The sequence below is a fragment of the Nereida sp. MMG025 genome (assembly GCF_021654165.1).
GTDB lineage: Bacteria > Pseudomonadota > Alphaproteobacteria > Rhodobacterales > Rhodobacteraceae > Nereida.
On the sequence record NZ_JAKFZN010000002.1, the window covers coordinates 39,385 to 59,771 of the forward strand.

At 56.2% G+C, this 20,387-nt stretch carries 22 protein-coding genes; 7 read left to right on the forward strand and 15 right to left on the reverse strand.

The window, feature by feature from the left end:
- Positions 1-22: 22 nt before the first annotated feature.
- Complete coding sequence (gene pyk, locus L1065_RS06200) at positions 23-1,471, reverse strand: pyruvate kinase (protein ID WP_237094604.1); 1,449 nt, start codon at positions 1,469-1,471, stop codon at positions 23-25.
- Between the two features lie 122 nt (positions 1,472-1,593).
- Here pyk and L1065_RS06205 point away from each other — a divergent pair, with 122 nt between their 5' ends.
- A complete protein-coding gene (locus L1065_RS06205; protein ID WP_237094605.1) occupies positions 1,594-2,337 on the forward strand; it encodes an N-formylglutamate amidohydrolase in 744 nt (247 codons plus the stop codon).
- 21 nt (positions 2,338-2,358) lie between these two features.
- The gene (locus L1065_RS06210) at positions 2,359-2,652 is read left to right on the forward strand and encodes a DUF1244 domain-containing protein (RefSeq protein WP_237094606.1); all 294 of its coding nucleotides are present in this window, start codon (positions 2,359-2,361) and stop codon (positions 2,650-2,652) included.
- A gap of 32 nt (positions 2,653-2,684) precedes the next feature.
- On the opposite strand, the gene L1065_RS06215 is transcribed toward L1065_RS06210, so the two are convergent.
- The 3 genes from L1065_RS06215 to dgcN are packed head-to-tail and all read right to left on the reverse strand — an operon-like array spanning position 2,685 to position 5,510.
- On the reverse strand, positions 2,685-3,539 hold the full coding sequence (locus tag L1065_RS06215) for a D-amino-acid transaminase (protein WP_237094607.1): 855 nt from the start codon (positions 3,537-3,539) through the stop codon (positions 2,685-2,687).
- A gap of 10 nt (positions 3,540-3,549) precedes the next feature.
- Entirely contained in the window at positions 3,550-4,512 is a 963-nt protein-coding gene (dgcA, locus tag L1065_RS06220; protein ID WP_237094608.1) for an N-acetyl-D-Glu racemase DgcA, read from the reverse strand.
- Positions 4,509-5,510 carry an N-acetyltransferase DgcN gene (dgcN, locus tag L1065_RS06225; RefSeq protein WP_237094609.1) on the reverse strand — a complete coding sequence of 334 codons (1,002 nt, stop codon included), beginning with the start codon at positions 5,508-5,510 and terminating at the stop codon, positions 4,509-4,511. Before dgcN ends, dgcA begins: the two co-directional genes overlap by 4 nt.
- 219 nt (positions 5,511-5,729) lie before the next feature.
- Here dgcN and L1065_RS06230 point away from each other — a divergent pair, with 219 nt between their 5' ends.
- A complete protein-coding gene (locus L1065_RS06230; protein WP_237094610.1) occupies positions 5,730-6,689 on the forward strand; it encodes an L-malyl-CoA/beta-methylmalyl-CoA lyase in 960 nt (319 codons plus the stop codon).
- Here the strand turns inward: L1065_RS06230 and L1065_RS06235 are convergent.
- Positions 6,686-7,054, reverse strand: a complete 369-nt coding sequence (locus L1065_RS06235; RefSeq protein ID WP_237094611.1) for a DUF1801 domain-containing protein — start codon at positions 7,052-7,054, stop codon at positions 6,686-6,688. The genes L1065_RS06230 and L1065_RS06235 overlap by 4 nt on opposite strands.
- Positions 7,055-7,133: 79 nt before the next feature.
- On the opposite strand from L1065_RS06235, the gene L1065_RS06240 reads away from it, so the two are divergent.
- Positions 7,134-8,096 carry an acetyl-CoA carboxylase carboxyltransferase subunit alpha gene (locus L1065_RS06240; RefSeq protein WP_237094612.1) on the forward strand — a complete coding sequence of 321 codons (963 nt, stop codon included), beginning with the start codon at positions 7,134-7,136 and terminating at the stop codon, positions 8,094-8,096.
- A 163-nt stretch (positions 8,097-8,259) separates the two neighbouring features.
- Here the strand turns inward: L1065_RS06240 and L1065_RS06245 are convergent, their stop codons facing one another.
- From L1065_RS06245 to L1065_RS06260, 4 genes are read right to left on the reverse strand one after another with little or no spacing between them, the layout of a single operon-like run.
- Positions 8,260-8,865, reverse strand: coding sequence for a pyridoxamine 5'-phosphate oxidase family protein (locus L1065_RS06245; protein WP_237094613.1), 606 nt, complete (start codon positions 8,863-8,865; stop codon positions 8,260-8,262).
- On the reverse strand, positions 8,843-9,574 hold the full coding sequence (locus tag L1065_RS06250) for a 1-acyl-sn-glycerol-3-phosphate acyltransferase (RefSeq protein WP_237094614.1): 732 nt from the start codon (positions 9,572-9,574) through the stop codon (positions 8,843-8,845). Before L1065_RS06250 ends, L1065_RS06245 begins: the two co-directional genes overlap by 23 nt.
- Positions 9,574-10,476, reverse strand: coding sequence for an ABC transporter permease (locus tag L1065_RS06255; RefSeq protein ID WP_237094615.1), 903 nt, complete (start codon positions 10,474-10,476; stop codon positions 9,574-9,576). The genes L1065_RS06250 and L1065_RS06255 overlap by 1 nt, the downstream gene beginning before the upstream one ends.
- Positions 10,473-11,141, reverse strand: coding sequence for an ATP-binding cassette domain-containing protein (locus L1065_RS06260; protein ID WP_237094616.1), 669 nt, complete (start codon positions 11,139-11,141; stop codon positions 10,473-10,475). Before L1065_RS06260 ends, L1065_RS06255 begins: the two co-directional genes overlap by 4 nt.
- A 165-nt stretch (positions 11,142-11,306) precedes the next feature.
- Here L1065_RS06260 and L1065_RS06265 point away from each other — a divergent pair, with 165 nt between their 5' ends.
- On the forward strand, positions 11,307-12,191 hold the full coding sequence (locus tag L1065_RS06265; protein WP_237094617.1) for a zinc-ribbon domain-containing protein: 885 nt from the start codon (positions 11,307-11,309) through the stop codon (positions 12,189-12,191).
- A gap of 3 nt (positions 12,192-12,194) precedes the next feature.
- Here L1065_RS06265 and L1065_RS06270 read toward each other — a convergent pair whose 3' ends face one another.
- The 5 genes from L1065_RS06270 to argH are packed head-to-tail and all read right to left on the reverse strand — an operon-like array spanning position 12,195 to position 18,022.
- On the reverse strand, positions 12,195-14,819 hold the full coding sequence (locus L1065_RS06270; RefSeq protein WP_237094618.1) for a TIGR02302 family protein: 2,625 nt from the start codon (positions 14,817-14,819) through the stop codon (positions 12,195-12,197).
- Positions 14,820-14,855: 36 nt separating this feature from the next.
- A complete protein-coding gene (gene lysA, locus L1065_RS06275; RefSeq protein ID WP_237094619.1) occupies positions 14,856-16,124 on the reverse strand; it encodes a diaminopimelate decarboxylase in 1,269 nt (422 codons plus the stop codon).
- Between the two features lie 20 nt (positions 16,125-16,144).
- Complete coding sequence (locus L1065_RS06280) at positions 16,145-16,462, reverse strand: DUF2834 domain-containing protein (RefSeq protein WP_237094620.1); 318 nt, start codon at positions 16,460-16,462, stop codon at positions 16,145-16,147.
- A 1-nt stretch (position 16,463) separates the two neighbouring features.
- Positions 16,464-16,634, reverse strand: a complete 171-nt coding sequence (locus L1065_RS06285; protein ID WP_237094621.1) for a hypothetical protein — start codon at positions 16,632-16,634, stop codon at positions 16,464-16,466.
- Positions 16,631-18,022 carry an argininosuccinate lyase gene (argH, locus tag L1065_RS06290; protein ID WP_237094622.1) on the reverse strand — a complete coding sequence of 464 codons (1,392 nt, stop codon included), beginning with the start codon at positions 18,020-18,022 and terminating at the stop codon, positions 16,631-16,633. The genes L1065_RS06285 and argH overlap by 4 nt, the downstream gene beginning before the upstream one ends.
- Positions 18,023-18,049: 27 nt before the next feature.
- Here argH and L1065_RS06295 point away from each other — a divergent pair, with 27 nt between their 5' ends.
- Positions 18,050-18,694, forward strand: a complete 645-nt coding sequence (locus L1065_RS06295; RefSeq protein WP_237094623.1) for a TlpA disulfide reductase family protein — start codon at positions 18,050-18,052, stop codon at positions 18,692-18,694.
- Here L1065_RS06295 and L1065_RS06300 read toward each other — a convergent pair.
- Positions 18,636-19,220 (reverse strand): DNA-3-methyladenine glycosylase I, encoded by a 585-nt coding sequence (locus tag L1065_RS06300; RefSeq protein ID WP_237094624.1) that lies wholly within the window; start codon positions 19,218-19,220, stop codon positions 18,636-18,638. The genes L1065_RS06295 and L1065_RS06300 overlap by 59 nt on opposite strands.
- Positions 19,221-19,337: 117 nt before the next feature.
- Here L1065_RS06300 and L1065_RS06305 point away from each other — a divergent pair, with 117 nt between their 5' ends.
- Positions 19,338-20,195, forward strand: a complete 858-nt coding sequence (locus L1065_RS06305) for an EAL domain-containing protein (RefSeq protein WP_237094625.1) — start codon at positions 19,338-19,340, stop codon at positions 20,193-20,195.
- The last annotated feature ends 192 nt before the right edge of the window (positions 20,196-20,387 follow it).

Consider the following 20,387-nt stretch of genomic DNA (forward strand, 5'->3'; position numbering starts at 1 on the left):
ATCTCCAATCTAAATGAGATCATCATTCAGGATCGGTGCGAAAAATCAACCTTTCTTCACAGGGGGCAACCCGCAGGATGTTTGTTGTACCCGCTTGGTTAAACGGAACACCGGCTGTCACAACGATCTGATCGGTCTCGCTGGCAAAGCCCATCGTGCGCGCGGCACGCGCCGCTGCAACAACCGCCATTTTGAAGCGTTCGACATCGCCCGTCATGGTGCAATTGGTTCCCCACGACAGCGACAGACGCCGCGCTGTGCCGCGCTGAGAGGTCATCGCAATAATCGGGACGCGTGGACGCTCGCGGGCGGTCAATAGGGCCGTGGTGCCAGACTGCGTAAAGCAGCAGATCGCTTTGACATCTGTTGTTTCCGCGATTTCGCGCGCGGCTGCAACGATACCATCTGCCACTGTGGTGCGTTTGGCCGAGCGTGTATTTTCGATGATATCGGTATAGGTCGGATCGCTTTCCACTTCGACGGCCACGTTATTCATGGTGGTAACCGCTTCAATCGGATAACTGCCTGCCGCCGATTCAGCCGAAAGCATAATGGCGTCGGTGCCTTCATAAATCGCAGTCGCAACATCGCTGACTTCAGCGCGGGTCGGCATGGGCGAGTCGATCATTGATTCAAGCATTTGTGTCGCGACAATCACAGGTTTGGCCGCTGCACGGCATTTGCGCACCAATTGCTTTTGGATCGGCGGCACATTTTGGACAGGCAGCTCTACTCCCAAATCGCCACGCGCAACCATGATACCGTCGCTTACGGCCAGAATATCGTCAAAGGCTTTGACCGCGGCAGGCTTTTCGATCTTGGACAAAATTGCCGCACGCCCGTTGGCCAAAGCGCGCGCCTCGTAGACATCCTCGGGGCGTTGGACGAACGACAACGCCAGCCAGTCGACGCCCAACTGACATACGAATTCCAGATCCGCGCGGTCTTTTTCGGACAGCGCCTTAAGCGGCAGCACAACATCAGGAACATTGACGCCTTTGCGGTTAGAAATCGTGCCGCCAGCAACAACCACGCAATCTGCAAAGTCTTTGCCGCAGGCTTCAACACGCAAGCGGATTTTACCGTCGTTCACCAAAAGATGTGCACCAGCTTCGAGGGCTTCAAAAATTTCGGGATGTGGCAGGCGCACGCGGGTCACATCACCTTCGGCCTCGTCCAGATCCATGCGGAATTTTGCGCCCTCAAGAAGCTCTTCACCTTCGGGATTTGCAAATGTGCCAACGCGCAGTTTTGGACCCTGAAGGTCGGCCAGAATACCGATCGGGCTATCGAGATCCTTTTCAACCTGACGGATGATTTCGTGACGCACGCGGATTTCGTCGTGATCACCGTGGCTCATGTTCAAACGAAAGACATCTGCACCCGCTTCGTGCAACTTGCGGATCATCTCATAGTCGTTTGAGGCTGGCCCCAAAGTTGCAACAATTTTTACATTACGAAGGCGACGCATTTTTTTCCCTTTTCATCACGGATCAGACGGCAATGTTACCGCTATCATTTTGTCGGCGTTATGAACCAATTTCCATTTCTCTACAACTCCCCTAAGAGTAAATGAAAGAGGGTGCGCGCTTGATGACATATTCACCATACGAAATTCATGGGGAAAACCGGAAGGGCCAATGGCTGATCACCTGTGACCATGCCACCAACACCGTGCCCCCATTTGTCAACGGCGGCGATCTGGGTTTGCCCGCCGCAGATATGAACCGCCACATTGCATATGACGTTGGTGCTTTGGGTGTATGCCAAGTATTGGGCGACTTGTTGGGTTCACCTGTCATCGCCTCGAATTTCTCACGGCTTGTGATTGATCCAAACCGCGGCGAGGACGATCCAACCCTTTTGATGCGACTTTATGATGGCACTTTGATCCCCGCAAACCGCAGGGCAACCGCGGACGATCTGAACGAACGTCTCGAAAGATGCTACCGGCCCTATCACCGTGCCTACGCAGGGCTCGCCGCTCAGGAAAACGCCCGCGCCATTCTGGCCATTCACAGCTTTACACCGCAGCTTGCAGGGCGACCCAAACGCCCTTGGGAAATCGGCGTGCTGTATACCTCGCAAGACACACGCTTGGCGCACCCCCTTCTTGAGCGTCTTTCCAATGAAACGGATCTGACCATCGGTGACAACCAACCCTATTCGGGCCACCTGCCCGGTGATGCGATTGACACCCACGCGCTGAAACACGGCCGCGCCAACATCCTGATCGAAATCCGCAATGATCTGATCGAAACCCCCGACGATCAAAGCGCTTGGGCACATCGCCTTGCGCCGATCCTTGAAGAGGTTTTGACCGACACCACTTTATAATCAACGGATAGGAGACCCCCAATGGACGCCCAAACCAAAATAGAACTGGAAGCCGCAGCCTTTCGCCGCCTTCAAAAACACCTGATGGAAGAACGCACCGATGTGCAGAACATCGACATGATGAACCTTGCCGGGTTTTGCCGAAACTGCCTGAGTCGTTGGTATCAGGAAGCTGCAAATGAACGCGGGATCGAGATGTCCAAAGAAGAAGGCCGTGAAGCCTTCTACGGGATGAGCAGTGCCGAATGGAAAGCGAACTTCCAAACTGATGCGTCAGACGCGGCCAAAGACGCCTTCAAAAAAAGCCACGGGTAAGCATCGTCGGAAATCGGGAAGTGAGGCGGCGGTTAGACAGCCGCCTTAAGGCTCTCACTTAGATAAATCTCGCGCAGACGGCGCGCGACTTCGCCCACTTCGCCTGTGCCAACAGGTCCACCGTCGATTTCAACCACAGGCATGACAAACGTCGAAGCGCTGGTGATAAAGGCCTCATCTGCGTCTTGCGCCTCTGCCAAGGTGAAGGGGCGTTCCTCGACCTTGATCTGGGCTTCTTCCGCGAATTTCAGAACCGCTTTGCGGGTAATTCCGTGCAAAATCTCGTTGCCCAGGTGCCGCGTGATAAGCACGCCATCTTTGACGATATAGGCGTTGTTGCTGGTGCCTTCGGTGACAAAACCGTCTTCGACCATCCACGCATCATCTGCACCCGCAGCCTTGGCCATCATCTTGCCCATCGACGGGTAGAGAAGTTGGACCGTTTTGATATCACGGCGCCCCCATCTTTGATCTTCGATGCTGATGACTTTCATACCCGTTTGCGCCAAAGGGCTATCGGCCAGCCCCCGCTTGGCTTGGGTGAACAAAACAATCGTTGGCTCTGCATCTTTGGGGTAGGCAAAATCACGGTCTGCCGCACCACGTGTGATTTGAAGGTAAACCAGACCGTCGTCGATATCGTTACGTTCAACCAACTGACGGTGAATTTCCAAAAGCTCGTCTTTGCTGGTCGGATTCTTCATCTCCAACTCGTTCAGCGAGCGTTCGAGGCGCACAGCGTGGCCATCAAAGTCGATCAGCTTGCCACCCAGAACGGATGTGACCTCATAAACGCCATCGGCAAAAAGAAAGCCACGGTCAAAGACCGAGACGGTTGCTTCTTCTTCAGGCACATATGCCCCGTTAACGTAAACTGTGCGGCTCATCGTTGGTCTCCTATCCCCAGAGGGTCGCGCTCGGGGCATGAACGCCCTGCGCATCAAACAAAAGTGGGTCTTTACGGTCTTCGGCCAGAAGAAGCGGCCCGTCAAGATCAACCACCTCCGCGCCCTGTGCAATGATCGTCGCAGGGGCCATTGCAAGAGATGATCCAACCATGCAGCCAACCATCACCTGATAGCCTTCGGCACGGGCGGCATCACGCAATTCCAGCGCTTCGGTAAGGCCACCCGTTTTGTCCAGCTTGATATTAACCATATCATATTTGCCCTTTAGCGCAGGTAAGCTGCCCCGGTCATGGCAGCTTTCATCCGCACATACGGGCAAAGGGCGTTCTATTTCGGCCAACATATCATCGGCACCTGCAGGCAAGGGCTGCTCGACCATTTGAACGCCCAGACGGATCAAATGCGGCGCAAGTTCGGAATATACCTCTGCGGTCCAGCCTTCGTTCGCATCAATGATGATCGGCGTATCTGGCGCACCAGCGCGCACAGCCTCAAGGCGCGGCATATCATCCGCCGTGCCAAGTTTGATCTTAAGAAGCGGACGATGCGCATTTTGCGTCGCCTGTGCCTGCATGTTTTCAGGCGTATCCAACGATAACGTATAAGCGGTTGTCATGGGTGTCGGCTCTGTTTGCCCGATCAAATCCCAAACGCGGCAGCCTTCCTGCTTGGCTTCCAAGTCCCATAGCGCGCAGTCCACGGCATTACGGGCCGCACCTGGCGATAGCATCTGCTCCAGCATATCGCGTGTGATCGTATCGGGCAGCGCCGCGATTTCGTCAGCGACGCTTTCCAAGGTTTCGCCGTATCGGGCGTATGGCACACATTCGCCCCACCCCGTGACGCCACCGCGTTCAATCCGCACCGTCAAAACCTTAGCTTCGGTGCGCGACCCGCGACTGATGGTAAAGACCTGAGCCAGTTGGAATGTATCGGGCGTAACAGTGATCATAGCGTCTCCAGCGCATCCACAAGCTTACCTGCACCAAAGCGATAAGGATCGGTCGTTGGCAAGCCCATTTCGGCTTCAACCTTCTCCAGATAACTGCAGGCTTCGTCCTCGCCCATGTGCTGCGTATTCACCGATACACCTGCGACCTGACACGCAGGGTTTGCCACACGTGCCAGTGGCAACGCCGTGTCCCGAAGGACGCCAAGAGAGGGCAGATCATATTCAGGCAAGCCACGCATGTGCGTGCGGGTCGGCTCATGCGCAAGGATCAACGCATCAGGCTGACCACCATGAATAAGCGCCATCGTCACACCAGAGTAAGACACATGGAAAAGCGAGCCTTGCCCTTCGATATGGTCCCAATGATCATCGTCGTTATCAGGTGTAAGGTATTCGACCGCACCGGCCATGAAATCCGCAACCACGGCATCAAGGGGCACACCACCCCCGGTGATCAAGATCCCCGTTTGGCCGGTCGGGCGGAATGTCGATTTCATGCCGCGCTTCCGCATCTCCGCATCCATGCACAGACCAGTGTACATCTTGCCAACGGAACAATCGGTGCCAACGGCTAGCACACGTTTGCCACTTCGTTTCTTGCCGTTTGCAATCGGATAGGCCACCGATGGAATACGCACGTCAAACAGGGTGCGGCCACTCACGCGTGCGGCACTCATCAACTCGTTTTCATCTCGCAAAAGGTTATGCAGGCCCGAGGCGACATCATACCCCATCTGAAGCGCCTTCACGAGGATCTCTTTCCACGCGTCACTGATCACGCCACCACGGTTCGCGACACCGATAACAAGCGTCTTTGCCCCTGCGGCCAGCCCCTTTTCCAGCGTCATATCAGTCAGACCAACATCCGCACCGCATCCAGCCATGCGGTATTGTCCGACGCTGTTTTCAGGACGCCAATCGGCGATACCACGCGCGACTTTTGCGGCAAGTTGATCAGGCGCATCGCCCAAGAACAGCAGATATGGTGTTTGAATCATGGCAGACCTCCAGTTTTTTCCTAAGTAACTCAAATATTCTGCAATATTTTACCGTTATTTTTATTTTTCCAGAATTTTCGTGCGCGGCCCCTTCATATTTCGGGCAGAGATGCATCATTCTTCATGCTGCATCTGCGAAATAGCACTTGCAGCAATTCGCGCAATAATCTACCCAAAGCCAACCCTTATGCGAAACATCATTACCCAAGGAATTCAGAAATGTCGTTCACGCTGCAACCTGCCCCCGTCGCACGCCCCAATCGCTGCCAATTGTTTGGGCCAGCCTCGAACACAAAACTTTTTGAGAAAATGGCCGCAAGTGCTGCAGACGTCATCAATGTCGATTTGGAAGATAGCGTTGCGCCGTCCGACAAAGACATCGCCCGCAAAAATGCGATTGAAGCGATCAATGATGTGGACTGGAACACCAAACATCTCAGCGTTCGGATCAACGGTCTGGACACACCGTACTGGTATCGTGACGTTGTGGACCTGCTGGAAAACGCAGGCGACCGTCTGGACCAGATCATGATCCCCAAAGTCGGATGCGCCGCTGATATCTATGCAGTTGATGCGCTTGTCACGGCGGTTGAGGCCGCGAAAGGCCGCACCAAACGCATCGGGTTTGAGGTGATCATCGAAAGTGCTGCGGGCATTGCGCACGTCGAAGAGATCGCAGCGGCCAGCCCACGTATGCAAGCCATGTCACTTGGTGCTGCGGATTTTGCCGCCTCGATGGGCATGCAAACCACCGGCATCGGTGGCACGCAGGAAGACTATTACATGCTGCGCGAAGGCGTTAAGCACTGGTCCGATCCGTGGCACTGGGCCCAAACAGCCATTGTTGCGGCCTGCCGCACGCATGGCGTTCTGCCCGTTGACGGGCCTTTCGGTGATTTCAGCGATGACGATGGCTATATCGCACAGGCCAAACGTTCGGCCACACTGGGCATGGTCGGCAAATGGGCCATCCACCCCAAACAAATCGGCTTGGCCAATGAAGTGTTCACCCCGTCGGCAGAAGCCGTTGCCGAAGCCCGCGAAATTCTGGCGGCCATGGAACAAGCCAAAGCAAATGGCGAAGGCGCAACAGTTTACAAAGGCCGCTTGGTGGACATCGCCAGCATCAAGCAGGCGGAAGTGATCGTCAAACAATCCGAGATGATCGCAAAAGGCTAAGGTTTTTCGTGATAGCGGAACGCCCGCATCAATAACATTTCCAGAGGCTGGCTTTCGGCCTCTGCGACACTTTCGAAGAGCACCCCTCGATTGCCATCAAAACGCCCCTCAAACGTGGCGGCATAGTCGGCAATCACCGTGCTTGAACACGATACAAACAGACCGAAACCACCCGACTTGGGCGTGCCAATCCGCACGGGTGTGCCGTTTAGCGCCTTGAAAGACGGCTGTCCCCATTTCACTGTTTCTTCCAACACAATTCCATTGGCATCAGCGCAGGCTGAAATACGTGCGCGTAAATGGGCCAACCCGTCATGTTGGTCTTGGCTTATCTCGGTGTCGGCTTTTAAGGTCACCATGTCCAATCATAGCACAATCCTTGCGCAGTTGCATCGGCTTTGCCTAAGGGCCATATAACACGAAACCAAAGTGGAGCTGACGCGCGTGACCAATTATCTTGATTTTGAAAAGCCGCTCGCTGAAATCGAAGGCAAGGCCGAAGAACTTCGCGCCATGGCCCGATCAAACGACGAGATGGATATCTCGAAAGAAGCCGCAGCACTGGATCAAAAAGCGGCCGATATGCTGGTTGATCTCTACAAGGATCTGACCCCTTGGCGGAAATGCCAGGTGGCCCGTCATCCGCAACGCCCCCACTGCCAAGACTATATCGACGCGCTTTTTACAGAATATACCCCGCTTGCAGGGGATCGCGCCTTTGGTGACGATCATGCTGTGATGGGCGGCTTGGCCCGTTTTGATGGCAAACCTGTCTTGGTCATCGGTCATGAAAAAGGCAACGACACCAAATCGCGGATCGAACGCAATTTCGGCATGGCGCGCCCCGAAGGATATCGCAAAGCGATCCGCCTGATGGACATGGCTGATAAGTTCGGACTGCCCGTTATTACCCTTGTCGATACGCCGGGCGCCTATCCCGGAAAAGGGGCAGAAGAGCGCGGTCAGTCTGAAGCCATCGCGCGCTCCACCGAGAAGTGTTTGCAAATCAAAGTGCCGCTGATTTCACTGATCATCGGCGAAGGCGGGTCTGGCGGCGCGGTTGCCTTTGCCACGGCCAACCGTTTGGCCATGCTGGAACACTCGGTCTATTCGGTCATTAGCCCCGAAGGCTGCGCCTCGATCCTTTGGAAAGACGCAGAAAAGATGCGTGAAGCGGCCGAAGCCCTGCGCCTGACGGCCAAGGATCTGGCCGAACTTGGCATTTGTGATCGCGTGATCCCCGAGCCATTGGGCGGTGCGCACCGTCACCGCGCGGATACGATTGAGCTGGTCAAAGGCGCCATCGAGAAAATGCTGGCAGAGCTTTCAGGCAAATCGGGTGACGATCTGGTCAAAGATCGCCGTCAAAAATTCCTGACAATCGGATCGCGTGGACTGGCCGCTTAACGCGGGCGGCACCAGTATGGCAAAACGCGCACTGCTGCCCGCTTCATCGCCCTCAAACGACGGTTAATGATGGCAAAGCCGTATCCCAAGTCTTGAACCTACCTCAGTGAGCCTCATGATTTCAATCAATCACCTGCGCCGCAGATAAAGCCGAGTATTTTGGCTACCACATGGTATCCTTTGCCCGCGCCGCCCATCCTTCATCGTAGGATTTGGCATCAAAGCTGGCCTTTTGTTCTTTGACGATTTCACCGATGCTTGGCAGATCCGGCATCTCGGCAGGCGACCAAAGCGCGGACCGCATCAAGGCCCGCGCACATTGGGTATAGATTTCGCCAATTGTAATCACAATGACCGTTCTTGGATGTTTGCCTGCCTGTTCGAACCTTTCGATCAAGTCTTGGTCCTGACTGACCACTGCCATGCCATTTACCCGCACCACATTGTTCGATGGGGGCACCATAAACATCAGACTGATCCGTCCGTCCCGCACAATGTTGCGCAGGGTATCAATACGATTGTTGCCGCGCCAATCGGGCATGAGCAGGGTTTTTGGATCAAGTTCGCTCACCACTGGTCCGGCATCGCCACGCGGGCTTGCGTCCGTGCCTTCATCCCCTACCGTGGCCACAACACAAAACTTGGAGGCCATGACCCACGCGCGGTAAAGCGGCGTCAGATGGTCCGCGACCTTAAGAAGTGATGCTTCGGCAGGCGCGCCGTATATCGCTTCAAGATCTTCAACGCTACGTATGGATGTGTGGGTCAAAACCGGCCTCTTCAAGCAGTTTGTCAGATGCCGTCTCGACCTCGGCCTCCAACCGTTCGCGGAACACATCAACCGGCAAGCCTGCTTCGATCATCGGCAAAAATTCCACGACCGCCGTCCCCGGCGTGCGGCGAATACCGGTGCGCGGCCAAAAAACACCAACGTTTGTCGCAACGGGCGCACAGGGTTGCTGAAGCTGATCATAGATCACCGCGGTGCCGACCTTATAGGGTTTTTTGACCCCGGGAACGACGCGGGTGCCTTGCGGATAGATAATCAACTGACCGGGATGTTTGGTGCCATCTGCCACATCCTTGATCATTTTTTCAATGGCCTGCACCTTCTTGCCGCGATCCACAGCAATGCAATCAAGCCGCCATGCGTAGACCCCGATGACAGGTGTCCACAGGATCTCTTTTTTCATGATGAACCGCGCCTCTGGCAGTGCGGTAAAGATCATCATGATATCAAGGAATGACTGGTGCTTGGCGGCCACAACAACCTCGCCGCTTGGCACCTCGCCACGCACTTCTGTCTTGATCCCCACCATCCATCGGGCCGTCCAGAACACCCAGTAGGAAAACGCCTTGCATCCTGCGCGCGCACCACGCCTGCTGACCAGCGCCCAAGGCAGCCACAACAGACCGATCACAGGCATCATAAAATACATTTGCCCTAAAAAAAGCAGCGACCGAAGCGTGGCGAACATTAACGAAGTCCTTTCAATGTACGGTCCGCAGCTGCACGTGTGGCAAAGAATGCAACAATTCCCCCCAGGATCGGCAAGGTAAGCGGCAGCAACCATCCCGCCCCCGAAAAGCCCAAGCCCGTGAGGAACCCGTCATCAGGGCCATTGGGTAGCGCAATCACAGCAACCAATCCGATAAGCGTGCCAATGCCCGCACCCAAAATAGTGCGCAGCGTAAAACGGCGCACAAAGGCCTGCGCGATGAAACGATCGTGGGCACCAACAAGACGCAACACGGTGATCACCTGTGCATTGGCGGCCAAAGCTGCATTGGCGGCAAGGGTTATCATGGCACCCGTTGTCGCACCGATCAAAATCACCGCAAGCCAGCCCAAAAAGTTCAAGCGACTGGCCGCCTGCACCAACGGCGCGCGCCAGCGGGTGTGATCATCCAAAACAGCGCCAGGCGCTTCGGTCGACAGGCGCAATCGCAACCCTTCGGCATCAAACCCATCCCCGTCTTGGATCACCTCCACCAGCGTGGGAACAGGAAGCGTATCCAGCGGCACATCAGGGCCAAACCACGGCGCCAACAGCGCGCGCTGCTCTTCGGTGGTCAAAATTCGGGCGCTGGCAACGCCCGCGGTTTGGTCCAGAACCCGCAAGACCGCGGCGACCTGAATTTCAACCTCTGCCGGCGGGGCCGAAATGCGGACCGTGGCGCTTTCTGCCAACTCTGATGCCCAACGGTCTGCCAAACGGTTTGCAGACACCGTCAACGCCAAAGCAAACACCGCCAGAAACGCCATAGCGGCGCTGACAAAAACGGTCAGGCGTGCCGTGAACCCTGTAGGCGGCACGACCGTATCCGACGCGCCCTGCGGCCTGATCAGGCTTTGCGCCATATCCAGCAGGCCGCTCATAGGTCGGCCCCTGCAAGGTGAAGGTGACGGTTCTGAATACGCAGCACACGCGATGCGACTTGGGGCTTGGCGGCGCGGATCAACGCAATATCGTGGGTGGCCACCATCACCGTCTTTCCCATGCGGTTAAGCTCTACCAGCAGCTGCAGAACCTTTTGGGACATCTCCCAATCAATATTTCCTGTCGGCTCGTCAGCCAAAATCACATCTGGCGATAAGATGACGGCACGGGCCAACGCGGCACGCTGGCGCTCCCCACCAGAAAGCTCTGGCGGTTTGGCATTCACACGGTCATTCAATCCGACCCACGCCAGCAAATCCAAAAGGTCAGCACCCGCGCGTTTGCCCTGCACCATCAACGGCAGGGCAACATTCTCTGCAATCGTCAGATGATCGAGAAACTGACAATCCTGATGAACAACGCCGATACGCTGTCGCACACCTGCAACCTCGTCGCGGTCCATCGTGCGGGCGTCTTGTCCAAACAGATGCACCGCGCCTGATGTCGCGCGCAATTCAGCGTAGAGCAGCTTGAGAAATGTCGATTTTCCGGCACCCGATGGCCCCGTCAAAAAATGAAACGAACCTTGCGATAGCTCAAGCGACATCCCCTCAAGCAGCGCGTCTGCACCGTAAGCGTAGCTCGCATTTTGCAATGTAATCACAACGGATCGTCCTTGTGGCCCGTTTCCTGTATCTGTTTCATGCCGCACACAGTCCTCAGTTTCAATCACTCAAGAGGCTCAATACCGTTGCGCATGCGGAATTGTTCCGTAAATATAAAAAATTAAACGGTAGTTCCGTCGGCAAACGACGGCGAAAGGGGCAGAATGAGACTGGTGTGTCCAAATTGCGGGGCGACCTACGAGGTGCCAGATGACGTCATTCCCGATGGCGGCAGAGATGTGCAATGCTCAAATTGCAACACAACCTGGTTTCAAATGCCCGCAGGGTTTGAGCCGCCTCAAACGGATCAAGCGGACAATCCCCAAAGCGCATCGGTGATCGAACCTACGATCGATGTTCCAGTAGCAGAGCCTGAAGAAGCCGACGCTCAAGACGCACCGCCAGACCCAAAAGACGAGCAGCCTCAAGCCACGCCGCCGCAGCCAACGATGTCGCCCGAGGCCGAAGAGATTTTGCGGCAGGAGGCCGAATTTGCAGCACAGATGCGCGCTGCCGATACAACCGACTTTGAAACGCAACCCGATCTTGGGTTGGACGCGGGCGAAACCCCACGCGAGGCAGAGGTCCGCGACAGGCTGTCCAAACTTAAGGGGATCGACCCCGAAGAGATCGCCGCCGTTGGCGCAGGAGCGGTTGCCGCCGCAGGAGAACGCGGCACCTCCAGACGCGAGTTGTTGCCCGACATCGAAGAAATCAACTCGACCCTCAGCAACGGCGAAGGGGCCGACGAAAACGGCGAAAGCTACGACCCCGAAAAAGTCGAAGCGAAAAAACGCAAAGGGTTCAGGACAGGTTTCATTGGCGTGCTGCTTATGTTTGCCCTGCTCATCGCGCTTTATTTGTTTGCGCCGCAGATCAAGGCGCTGGTTCCCGCGCTTGGCGGCGTGCTTGATAGCTACACATCTGCCGTGGATGGCTTCCGCCTGATGCTGGACGGCGTTCTGGCCTCCATTGGGGGCGTCATCACAGGCTGGATGGAAAGCGCGACAGACGCGGTAAACAGCGTGGACGCCCCCGCCGATAACTAAGGCCTAGAACCTTTCCAGCAGTCGCTTGAGGTATTCAAGTTCCACCTCGGGGCGTTCGCCCTCACCCGAACGGCGGCGGATTTCGTCCAGCAACTCGCGTGCGCGACGGTAAACATCTTCGCCCTGCAGCAAGTCTTCACCCGTGCCAACATTGCCCTGATTGCCGCGGTCGCGTCCAAGCGGGTCGCGGCTTCGGTTGTCACCGCCTTCACCAGCTTGCTGGTTTTGTTGCTGACCTTGGCCTTGCTGTTGTTGCTGTTCTGCCATCGCCTCACCCAGACTGCGCATTCCTTCGCGCAAGGCTTCCATCGCGCGTGATTGCTGATCAATCGCTTCCGCCAGATCGCCGCCCCGCAGCGCATCCTCTGCATTCTCCATTGCGCCTTCGGCGCGGCCAAGCGCATCGCGTGCAGCGTCGCCTGCTTCCGTTCCAGCGCCGGGCAGATTGCCGCGTTGCTGATTAAGCTCCTGACGCAGGGCTTGCTGACGATCGGCAAGATCACCTTCCAAGCCGCCTTCGCCGTCCTGACCGCCCTCTCCCTGCTGCTGGCCTTGCTGTTGTCCTGGCTGTTGTCCTTGGCCACCCTGCTGCCCTTGACTGTTGTTGCCTTGGCCCTGCCCTTGTTGGCCCTCATGGCTTTCGCCTTGGCCTTGGGCACCGTTGCGGCCTTCGTTACCTTGGTTTTCACCAGCTTGGGCATCGGGATTAAACTGCTCTTGCAGATCGCGGAAGGCCTGATCCGACAACCCTTGCTGGTCCCGCAACGTCTCGGCCAGTCCTTCCATCGCCTGCTCACCCTCGCCGCCCTGCTGGCCTTGGGTGACACGCATGTTTTCCATCATCTGGTTCAGCTGTTCCATCAACTCCTGCGCCTCGGCCATGCGGCCTTCTTCCATCAGGCGCTGGATTTCATCCATCATCTGTTGAAGCTGATCTGCCGACAGTTCCTGACTTTGGCCGTTCTGGGCTTGCTGTTGGTCCTCGCCATTGCGCTGCTGTTCTTGCGCCAACTGGCGGATGTAGTCACGCGACGCGTCGCGCAATTCTTGCATCAACTCGGCGATTTCCTCATCCGACGCACCATTGCGCATGGCCTCGGACAAACGTTCCTGTGCACGGCGCAACCGCTCACGCGCATCTTCAAGATCGCCTTCTTCTAGCAGCAGGGCCAAGTCCCACATCGCCGTCGAAACCTCTTCGACCTGTTCATCTGTCATGCCGTAGGGGGCAAGCGCTTCGATGCGGCGCAAGATAAACCGCAGACGCAGATAGGCTGTTTCAGACCGGAATATATCATCGGGAAGATACGACACCGCCCGCAAAATTTGGGCGACGCGCGGCCCATTCTCGCGGTTCCAAAGCAAATCACGGCGCTGCTCGATAATGGCGGCCGCCATCGGATCAAAAAACCGACGGCCAGGCAAAATCATCTTCACCGCCGCAGATTGCGCAGTCTGTCCAAGGTCGTCCTGCACCTCCAACTGCAAAATCACAGGCAGATTGGCATAGGCATATTCACTGAAATTATCTTGCAGCACCTCTTCGAATTGGGTGCGATCCCCGGTGATCGTCATGGGCAGATCAACAACCAGCGGCGCACGGTCTTCGGGCGCAGCAATCAACCCGTGGCGCCGCTCTACGGCGGTCAGGTCAAGGGTGATGGTGCCTGTTCCCGAAACCACGCCATAATCATCACGGGCCATAAACAGCTGTCGCATCGTGCCATCCGCCTCGCTTTCAAGCGGGGCCGACACTATAACCGACGGCGGTTGATCTGGCTCGACCACAACACTCCAGCTGCGCCCACCTTGGCCTTCGATCGCAAGGGTGCCGCTTTTGGTCAAATCAAAGGTCTGCACTGGTTCTACAGGGGCATCATCATCTGCTAAAATGGGGCGGCCAGAGACTGTTTCAGCCACGTCCAATGCGCCCACCTCACCATAAAGACGGAGGGTGATGCGCGATCCTTGGGGGGCGCGAAACGCTTCGCCATTAATGTCGTTCAAATACAGAGTCGGCTTTCCTGTGTAGGCTGGTGGCTCAACCCACCCCTCCCAAGTTGGCCCCGCCGCAAGGGCAGGGTTGCCAATCGTCGCATCTGTCACCGAAGCGATCCGACTGACCGAGCCAAACAGCACCGCAACAGCCAAGCCGATCACCGCAACAAAGCGCAGCCCATAAGGGTCGCGGTCAGAAATCCGCAAATCAGGCTGTGGCGCCTTCGCAGCAGAGACTTTGTCGGCCATTCGCTCCAGATGAGCCTGCCAGACCCCTTCGGATGCCGTGTCGCCCGCACCAATGGCCTGTTCATCCAATAGCGCCGCGATGGGTTTGCCGCGCAAGGTGCTGTCCAAACGGTCCAACGCTTCTTGGCCTGTCGGGCTTTGATAATGACGGACACCAAAAACAAGCGCCCAGACACCTGCACCTAGGGCAAGCGCACCAAACGCCCATATGCCTTCGGCCGGCAACGCATCCTGAAGCCCCATCATAAGACACGCAGCCGTGGCAAAAAGAACTGTCCAAAGCGGCCAGAATGCACGGGTCACGCGTTCTGCCACCATGCCGCGGCGCGTCCAGATGGCAGCGCGCAGGGCTGATTTCGGCAGTCTTGGCTGATCACTCATATCGCGTTCCCGTTGCTCGGCACGCAGGATAGCGTATCAGAGCCATTCGGGGATGGTATCTCGATTTATCATCTCGTCAAAGGTCGGACGTGGACGGATAACCGCAAATTGATCGCCTTGCACCAAAACCTCCGGGATCAACGGGCGCGAATTATACTCCGACGACATCACCGCGCCGTATGCCCCCGCGCTGCGAAACGCGATAAGATCATCCGCTTTCAGCAGGGCCATATGGCGACCCTTGGTAAAGGTGTCGCCGCTTTCGCAAACAGGTCCGACTATATCATAGGGCGTTTGTTCCGTTCCAGCCGCAGGCTCTATCACGGGAATAATATCGTGGTAGGCCCCATACATCGCAGGGCGGATCAAATCGTTCATCGCGCCATCAATGATCAGGAATTCGCGGTCGCCGCCGTCCTTCACATAAATCACTTTGCTAACCATAAGACCCGCGTTTCCACTGATCAGACGGCCCGGCTCAATCTCGATCTCAACATCCAAGCCGTCAAAAACACGTTTGACCATCGCACCATAGTCGGTCGGCAGGGGCGGTGCCTCGTTGCTGGCTTGTGCATAAGGGATGCCCAGACCACCACCCAGATCAAGGCGGATGATCTCATGGCCCTCTGCGCGCAACTGTTTGGTCAGCTCACGCACTTTGTTATAGGCCAGCTCAAATGGCTCCAACTGGGTCAACTGGCTGCCGATGTGCACATCAATGCCAACCACCTTCAAACCAGGCAAAGCCGCCGCACGGGCATACACTTCTGACGCCCGTTCAATCGGGATGCCAAATTTATCACCTTTTTTGCCTGTGCTGATCTTCTCGTGGGTTTTGGCGTCCACATCGGGGTTCACCCGCACCGTAATCGGCGCTTCTACACCCATCGAGGTCGCAACTGCCGATAGCACCTCCATCTCTGGCTCGCTTTCCACGTTGAATTGGCGCACCCCGCCTTCAAGCGCCAGACGCATCTCATCAGCCGTTTTGCCGACGCCTGAAAACACAATCTTGTCACCCGATACACCCGCCGCTTTTGCGCGCATGTATTCACCACCTGACACAACATCCATGCCGGCCCCTGCATCGCCAAGCAGCTTGAGAACCGCTTGGTTGCTGTTGGACTTCATCGCAAAACACACAAGGTGATCGATGCCCGAAAGCGCATCGTCAAACAGGGCGAAGTGCCGCAACAGCGTGGCGCTGGAATAGACATAAAACGGCGTGCCGACCTGTGCTGCAATCTGCGCAACAGGCACATCTTCGGCCATCAACTGGCCATCACGGTAAAGGAAGTGATCCATAGGCTATATCGTCCAGACGCTCAGACCCGCGCGGCCGCAGGAGACAATTTGAAAAAAGCATAAAGCGGCAATCCACAGCTGACCCCGATGCAAAACGTGGCAGGGATCACCAGAAGATAGCGCCACATTCGGGTCGTCGCGGCCTCATAAATAACCCATACCGTCAGCGCAACGGCGGCAACAGTCAGATCCCAAACCAGACCACTGCTGGCGTCATTGGCGTGCCATGCGTCTACCATCGGGCCAAGCGCATATCCTTCGGCCTCAAACCAGCTGATGAAATAATACATCGGATGGATCGTGCCCCAGACCGCCAGCGCCAAAAACAACCAGCGCATGTTACAGCCCGATCCGCACGTTCACAGGACCCGCTTTGGCCCCGACACTTGCCGATGTGCGCACACCGTTAGGCCCAACGTTCACATTTACGCCGCCTGTGGGTTTCACAGGTTCGCCGTCCGCACCGCACGCCGCCAGCGCCAAAGCCGCCAAGACAATCAATTTCTTCATTCCAAAATCTCCTTCCAAGCCGCAATCTGCTTGCGTACCTCGCTTGGTGCTGTTCCGCCAAACGACGTGCGCGATGCAACTGAATTATGTACGCCCAAAACACCAAACACATCATCCGTAATCTGATCATGAACTGACTTCATCTGTGCAAGCGTCAAGTCAGGCAAATCGCACCCCTGCTTTTCGGCCATCGCAACCAAAGCGCCCGTGACATGGTGGGCATCGCGAAACGGCAGGTTCAATTCGCGCACCAGCCAATCGGCCAGATCCGTCGCGGTGCTGAACCCTGTGGCGGCCGCTGCTTCCAGCGCCTCCACATTCGCGGTCATATCCCGCACCATCCCGTCCATGACAGCAAGCGACAACATCAGGTTGTCGGCAGCATCAAACACTTGCTCTTTGTCTTCTTGCATGTCTTTCGAATAGGCCAGCGGCAGGCCCTTCATCACCGTCATCAGTGCGACATTCGCCCCAAAAATCCGCCCGATCTTGGAGCGAAGCAATTCAGCCGCATCAGGGTTGCGCTTTTGCGGCATAATACTGCTGCCTGTAGACCACTCATCACTGATGCGCACAAAATTGAACTGCGCGGTCGACCAGATCACAAGCTCTTCTGCAAAGCGGCTCAGGTGCATGGCGCAGATGCTCGCGCAGCTTAGGAATTCCAGCGCAAAGTCGCGGTCACTTACCGCGTCCAGCGAATTGGCTGTCGGGCGGTCAAACCCAAGCGCCTTCGCCGTCATATCGCGATCAATCGGAAATCCCGTGCCAGCCAGTGCCGCCGATCCGAGTGGCGAGGTATTCATCCGCGCGCGCGCATCGGCAAATCGCGAACGATCCCGCGCCAGCATCTCGACATAGGCCATCATGTGATGGCCCCACGTAACGGGCTGCGCGACTTGCAGATGGGTGAACCCGGGCATGACCCAATCGGCACCCGCCTCTGCTTGCCCAAGGAAGGCTTGCATAAGCCTGACAAGCGCCGCATCCACCGCATCGAACTGATCACGCACCCACAGCTTAAAGTCCGTCGCCACCTGATCATTGCGCGACCGCCCCGTGTGAAGGCGGCCTGCAGGTTCGCCGATCACCTCTTTCAGGCGGGCTTCCACATTCATGTGAATGTCCTCAAGCTCTTTGGAGAACGGAAACTTTCCTGTTTCAATCTCTGACAAGACTGTGAGAAGCCCTTCACGCATCGCTTCCGCCTCGTTAGGTGTCACAATGCCTGTGGCGCCCAACATTGCGGCATGGGCCCTTGAGCCTGCAATATCTTGCGCCGCCATCCGCTGGTCAAAATCAATGCTCGCATTAATTGCTTGCATGATATCCGAGTTACCAGCGGCAAAACGGCCACCCCACATCTGGTTTGAGGATTTGTCTGACATCGTGCAAAAGCCCTTCGAGGTAGAAATATGCGTCTTTTCGGTTTGAACCCCCTTTATCTTGGGCTTGGCATCGGTGCAATCGCAGTGGTGGGCTTTCTGGCCAGCCAAGACGCATCTGCCCCCGCCAATGAAACCGCGCAGGCGCGCGATTACAGCGGTGCTGCAGGGTTGCTTGATGGCTCAATGAAAAAGCTGCAATTTCGCAGCGCCCCCACACCTGTCTCAAGCGTGGCGTTTACGTCTTCCGAAGGTGCCGAGCTGACCTTACAGGAGTATGCGGGAAAATACACGGTCGTGAATTTTTGGGCCACATGGTGCGCGCCCTGCCGCAAAGAGATGCCGATGCTGTCAGAATTGCAAAGTGAATTCGGCGGGGACGATTTTGAAGTGGTGACAATCGCCACCGGGCGCAACAACCCCATGGGAATCAAGTCATTCTTCAAGGAAGTCGGCGTCGGCAATCTGCCCCGTCATCAAGACGCCAAACAAGCCCTTGCGCGTGATATGGCCGTGCTTGGCCTGCCTGTTACCATCATCATCGATCCATCTGGCCGTGAAATTGCACGCATGACTGGCGATGCAGACTGGGCCAGCCCCTCCGCCAAGGACATGATCAAAACCCTTCTGGCCGGACCCCAAGATCAGCGCAGCGCCGATGTTGCGGGCAACTGACTTCGTGATCGTTCACCAACCCGCAGGCTTGCATCCACGCATAAACAATCGTCGGACCGCAAAATTTGAAGCCCTCTTTCTTTAGACTTTTAGAGAGTTTTTCGCTTTCAGACGTCTGTGTCGGCCTCAGATTTTCACGATCAAATGCGTTTTGCCGCGGGACGCCACCGACATGGGACCACACAAAAGAGGCAAAGCCATCGCGTGCTTCAATTCGCAGGTAGGCCTGCGCCTTGCCGATGGTGGCGGCAATTTTCCCACGGTGTCGCACGATACCTTTGTCTTGCAGCAGCCTTTCGATGTCTGCATCACCCCACATGGAAATCACTTTGGGATCAAAGCCTTGGAAGGCCGCGCGAAACGCATCACGCTTGTTCAGAATGGTTGACCACGACAGACCTGCCTGAAACCCGTCAAGGATCAGCTTTTCCCATAGGGCACGGCCATCCCATTCAGGCACGCCCCATTCCGTATCATGATAGGCCTGCATTTTTGGATCGCTGCCAGCCCATGCGCACCTGTCCATACCCGATCTCCCTAAAATTCAAGACAATCAATCCTCGAAATTTAGGAAAATGACAGCCTTTACCTTTCGTTCAGTCGATTGCGCCAAACACAAGCCAACTTGGAAAGGGAACTTCAAATGGGACTGCACCCAAATTCCAAAGCCATGTTCGGCTCGCAGCACGTCCGCACCAATCCGTTGGATTGCGCCGTCCAGTCGCGTGATAAACACACCTTGGACATGGTCGAAGCCGCCTTGCGCCATAAAGAAACGATGCTGGCCTTTCAGCCAATCGTGGCCAGAAACACGCCGAACAAAGCAGTGATGTACGAAGGCCTGATCCGTGTGCTGGACGCAACCGGGCGCATCATCCCGGCCAAAGATTTCATGCCCGTGGTTGAGGATCTTGAGATTGGGCGGATGATTGATTGCGTGGCTTTGGAATTGGGTTTGCAATCGCTGACCGTGCAACCCGATTTACGGCTGTCCATCAATATGTCCGCCCGCTCTGTCGGCTATCAACCCTGGATGCGCACGCTTGAAACCGGGTTGCGTGCAGATCCCACTGTTGGCGAACGGCTGATCCTCGAAATCACCGAAAGCTCTGCAATGCTGTTGCCCGAAGTGGTCATCAGCTTCATGGCACAGATGCAAAACCACGGAATCGCCTTTGCGATGGATGACTTCGGGGCTGGCTATACCTCGTTTCGCTATCTGCGTGATTTCATGTTCGATATCATCAAGATCGACGGGACATTCATTCGCGGTGTTGCACGCGACCCCGACAATCAGGTCTTGCTGGCGGCCCTGATGTCCATCGCCGAACAATTTGACATGCTCACAATCGCCGAAAGTATCGAAACGGTCGAAGATGACGCTTACCTGCGCGCCACACCAATCGATTGTCTGCAGGGGTATTTCTACGGCGCACCAACCATTTCACCCCCGTGGCGCCAGACAGATCGCAAACGCGCCAGATCGCGAAGAACAGCCTAAGGCGCTTGGTCGCGCATGCTGCGTCGCAGCATATCTGGCGGAAAGAAATACCTATACGCTTGTAAACAAAGGCCAGTGACACTCTGTCCCTTTGAAGGAATCGCCAAATTCTCGTAGCTGTCCGACCCAAGCTGGTTGAGTGGTTTGGGTGCATCCTGTGCCCTTTCATGATCTCGACCAGATTGAGAAAGA

Excerpts from the sequence above, each read along its gene's own strand:
- pyk (WP_237094604.1), bottom strand. The coding sequence starts at position 1,471 with ATGCGTCGCCTTCGTAATGTAAAAATTGTTGCAACTTTGGGGCCAGCC.
- L1065_RS06205 (WP_237094605.1), top strand. The coding sequence starts at position 1,594 with ATGACATATTCACCATACGAAATTCATGGGGAAAACCGGAAGGGCCAA.
- L1065_RS06210 (WP_237094606.1), top strand. The coding sequence starts at position 2,359 with ATGGACGCCCAAACCAAAATAGAACTGGAAGCCGCAGCCTTTCGCCGC.
- L1065_RS06215 (WP_237094607.1), bottom strand. The coding sequence starts at position 3,539 with ATGAGCCGCACAGTTTACGTTAACGGGGCATATGTGCCTGAAGAAGAA.
- dgcA (WP_237094608.1), bottom strand. The coding sequence starts at position 4,512 with ATGATCACTGTTACGCCCGATACATTCCAACTGGCTCAGGTCTTTACC.
- dgcN (WP_237094609.1), bottom strand. The coding sequence starts at position 5,510 with ATGATTCAAACACCATATCTGCTGTTCTTGGGCGATGCGCCTGATCAA.
- L1065_RS06230 (WP_237094610.1), top strand. The coding sequence starts at position 5,730 with ATGTCGTTCACGCTGCAACCTGCCCCCGTCGCACGCCCCAATCGCTGC.
- L1065_RS06250 (WP_237094614.1), bottom strand. The coding sequence starts at position 9,574 with ATGTTCGCCACGCTTCGGTCGCTGCTTTTTTTAGGGCAAATGTATTTT.
- L1065_RS06255 (WP_237094615.1), bottom strand. The coding sequence starts at position 10,476 with ATGAGCGGCCTGCTGGATATGGCGCAAAGCCTGATCAGGCCGCAGGGC.
- L1065_RS06265 (WP_237094617.1), top strand. The coding sequence starts at position 11,307 with ATGAGACTGGTGTGTCCAAATTGCGGGGCGACCTACGAGGTGCCAGAT.
- L1065_RS06270 (WP_237094618.1), bottom strand. The coding sequence starts at position 14,819 with ATGAGTGATCAGCCAAGACTGCCGAAATCAGCCCTGCGCGCTGCCATC.
- lysA (WP_237094619.1), bottom strand. The coding sequence starts at position 16,124 with ATGGATCACTTCCTTTACCGTGATGGCCAGTTGATGGCCGAAGATGTG.
- L1065_RS06280 (WP_237094620.1), bottom strand. The coding sequence starts at position 16,462 with ATGCGCTGGTTGTTTTTGGCGCTGGCGGTCTGGGGCACGATCCATCCG.
- L1065_RS06285 (WP_237094621.1), bottom strand. The coding sequence starts at position 16,634 with ATGAAGAAATTGATTGTCTTGGCGGCTTTGGCGCTGGCGGCGTGCGGT.
- argH (WP_237094622.1), bottom strand. The coding sequence starts at position 18,022 with ATGTCAGACAAATCCTCAAACCAGATGTGGGGTGGCCGTTTTGCCGCT.
- L1065_RS06295 (WP_237094623.1), top strand. The coding sequence starts at position 18,050 with ATGCGTCTTTTCGGTTTGAACCCCCTTTATCTTGGGCTTGGCATCGGT.
- L1065_RS06300 (WP_237094624.1), bottom strand. The coding sequence starts at position 19,220 with ATGGACAGGTGCGCATGGGCTGGCAGCGATCCAAAAATGCAGGCCTAT.
- L1065_RS06305 (WP_237094625.1), top strand. The coding sequence starts at position 19,338 with ATGGGACTGCACCCAAATTCCAAAGCCATGTTCGGCTCGCAGCACGTC.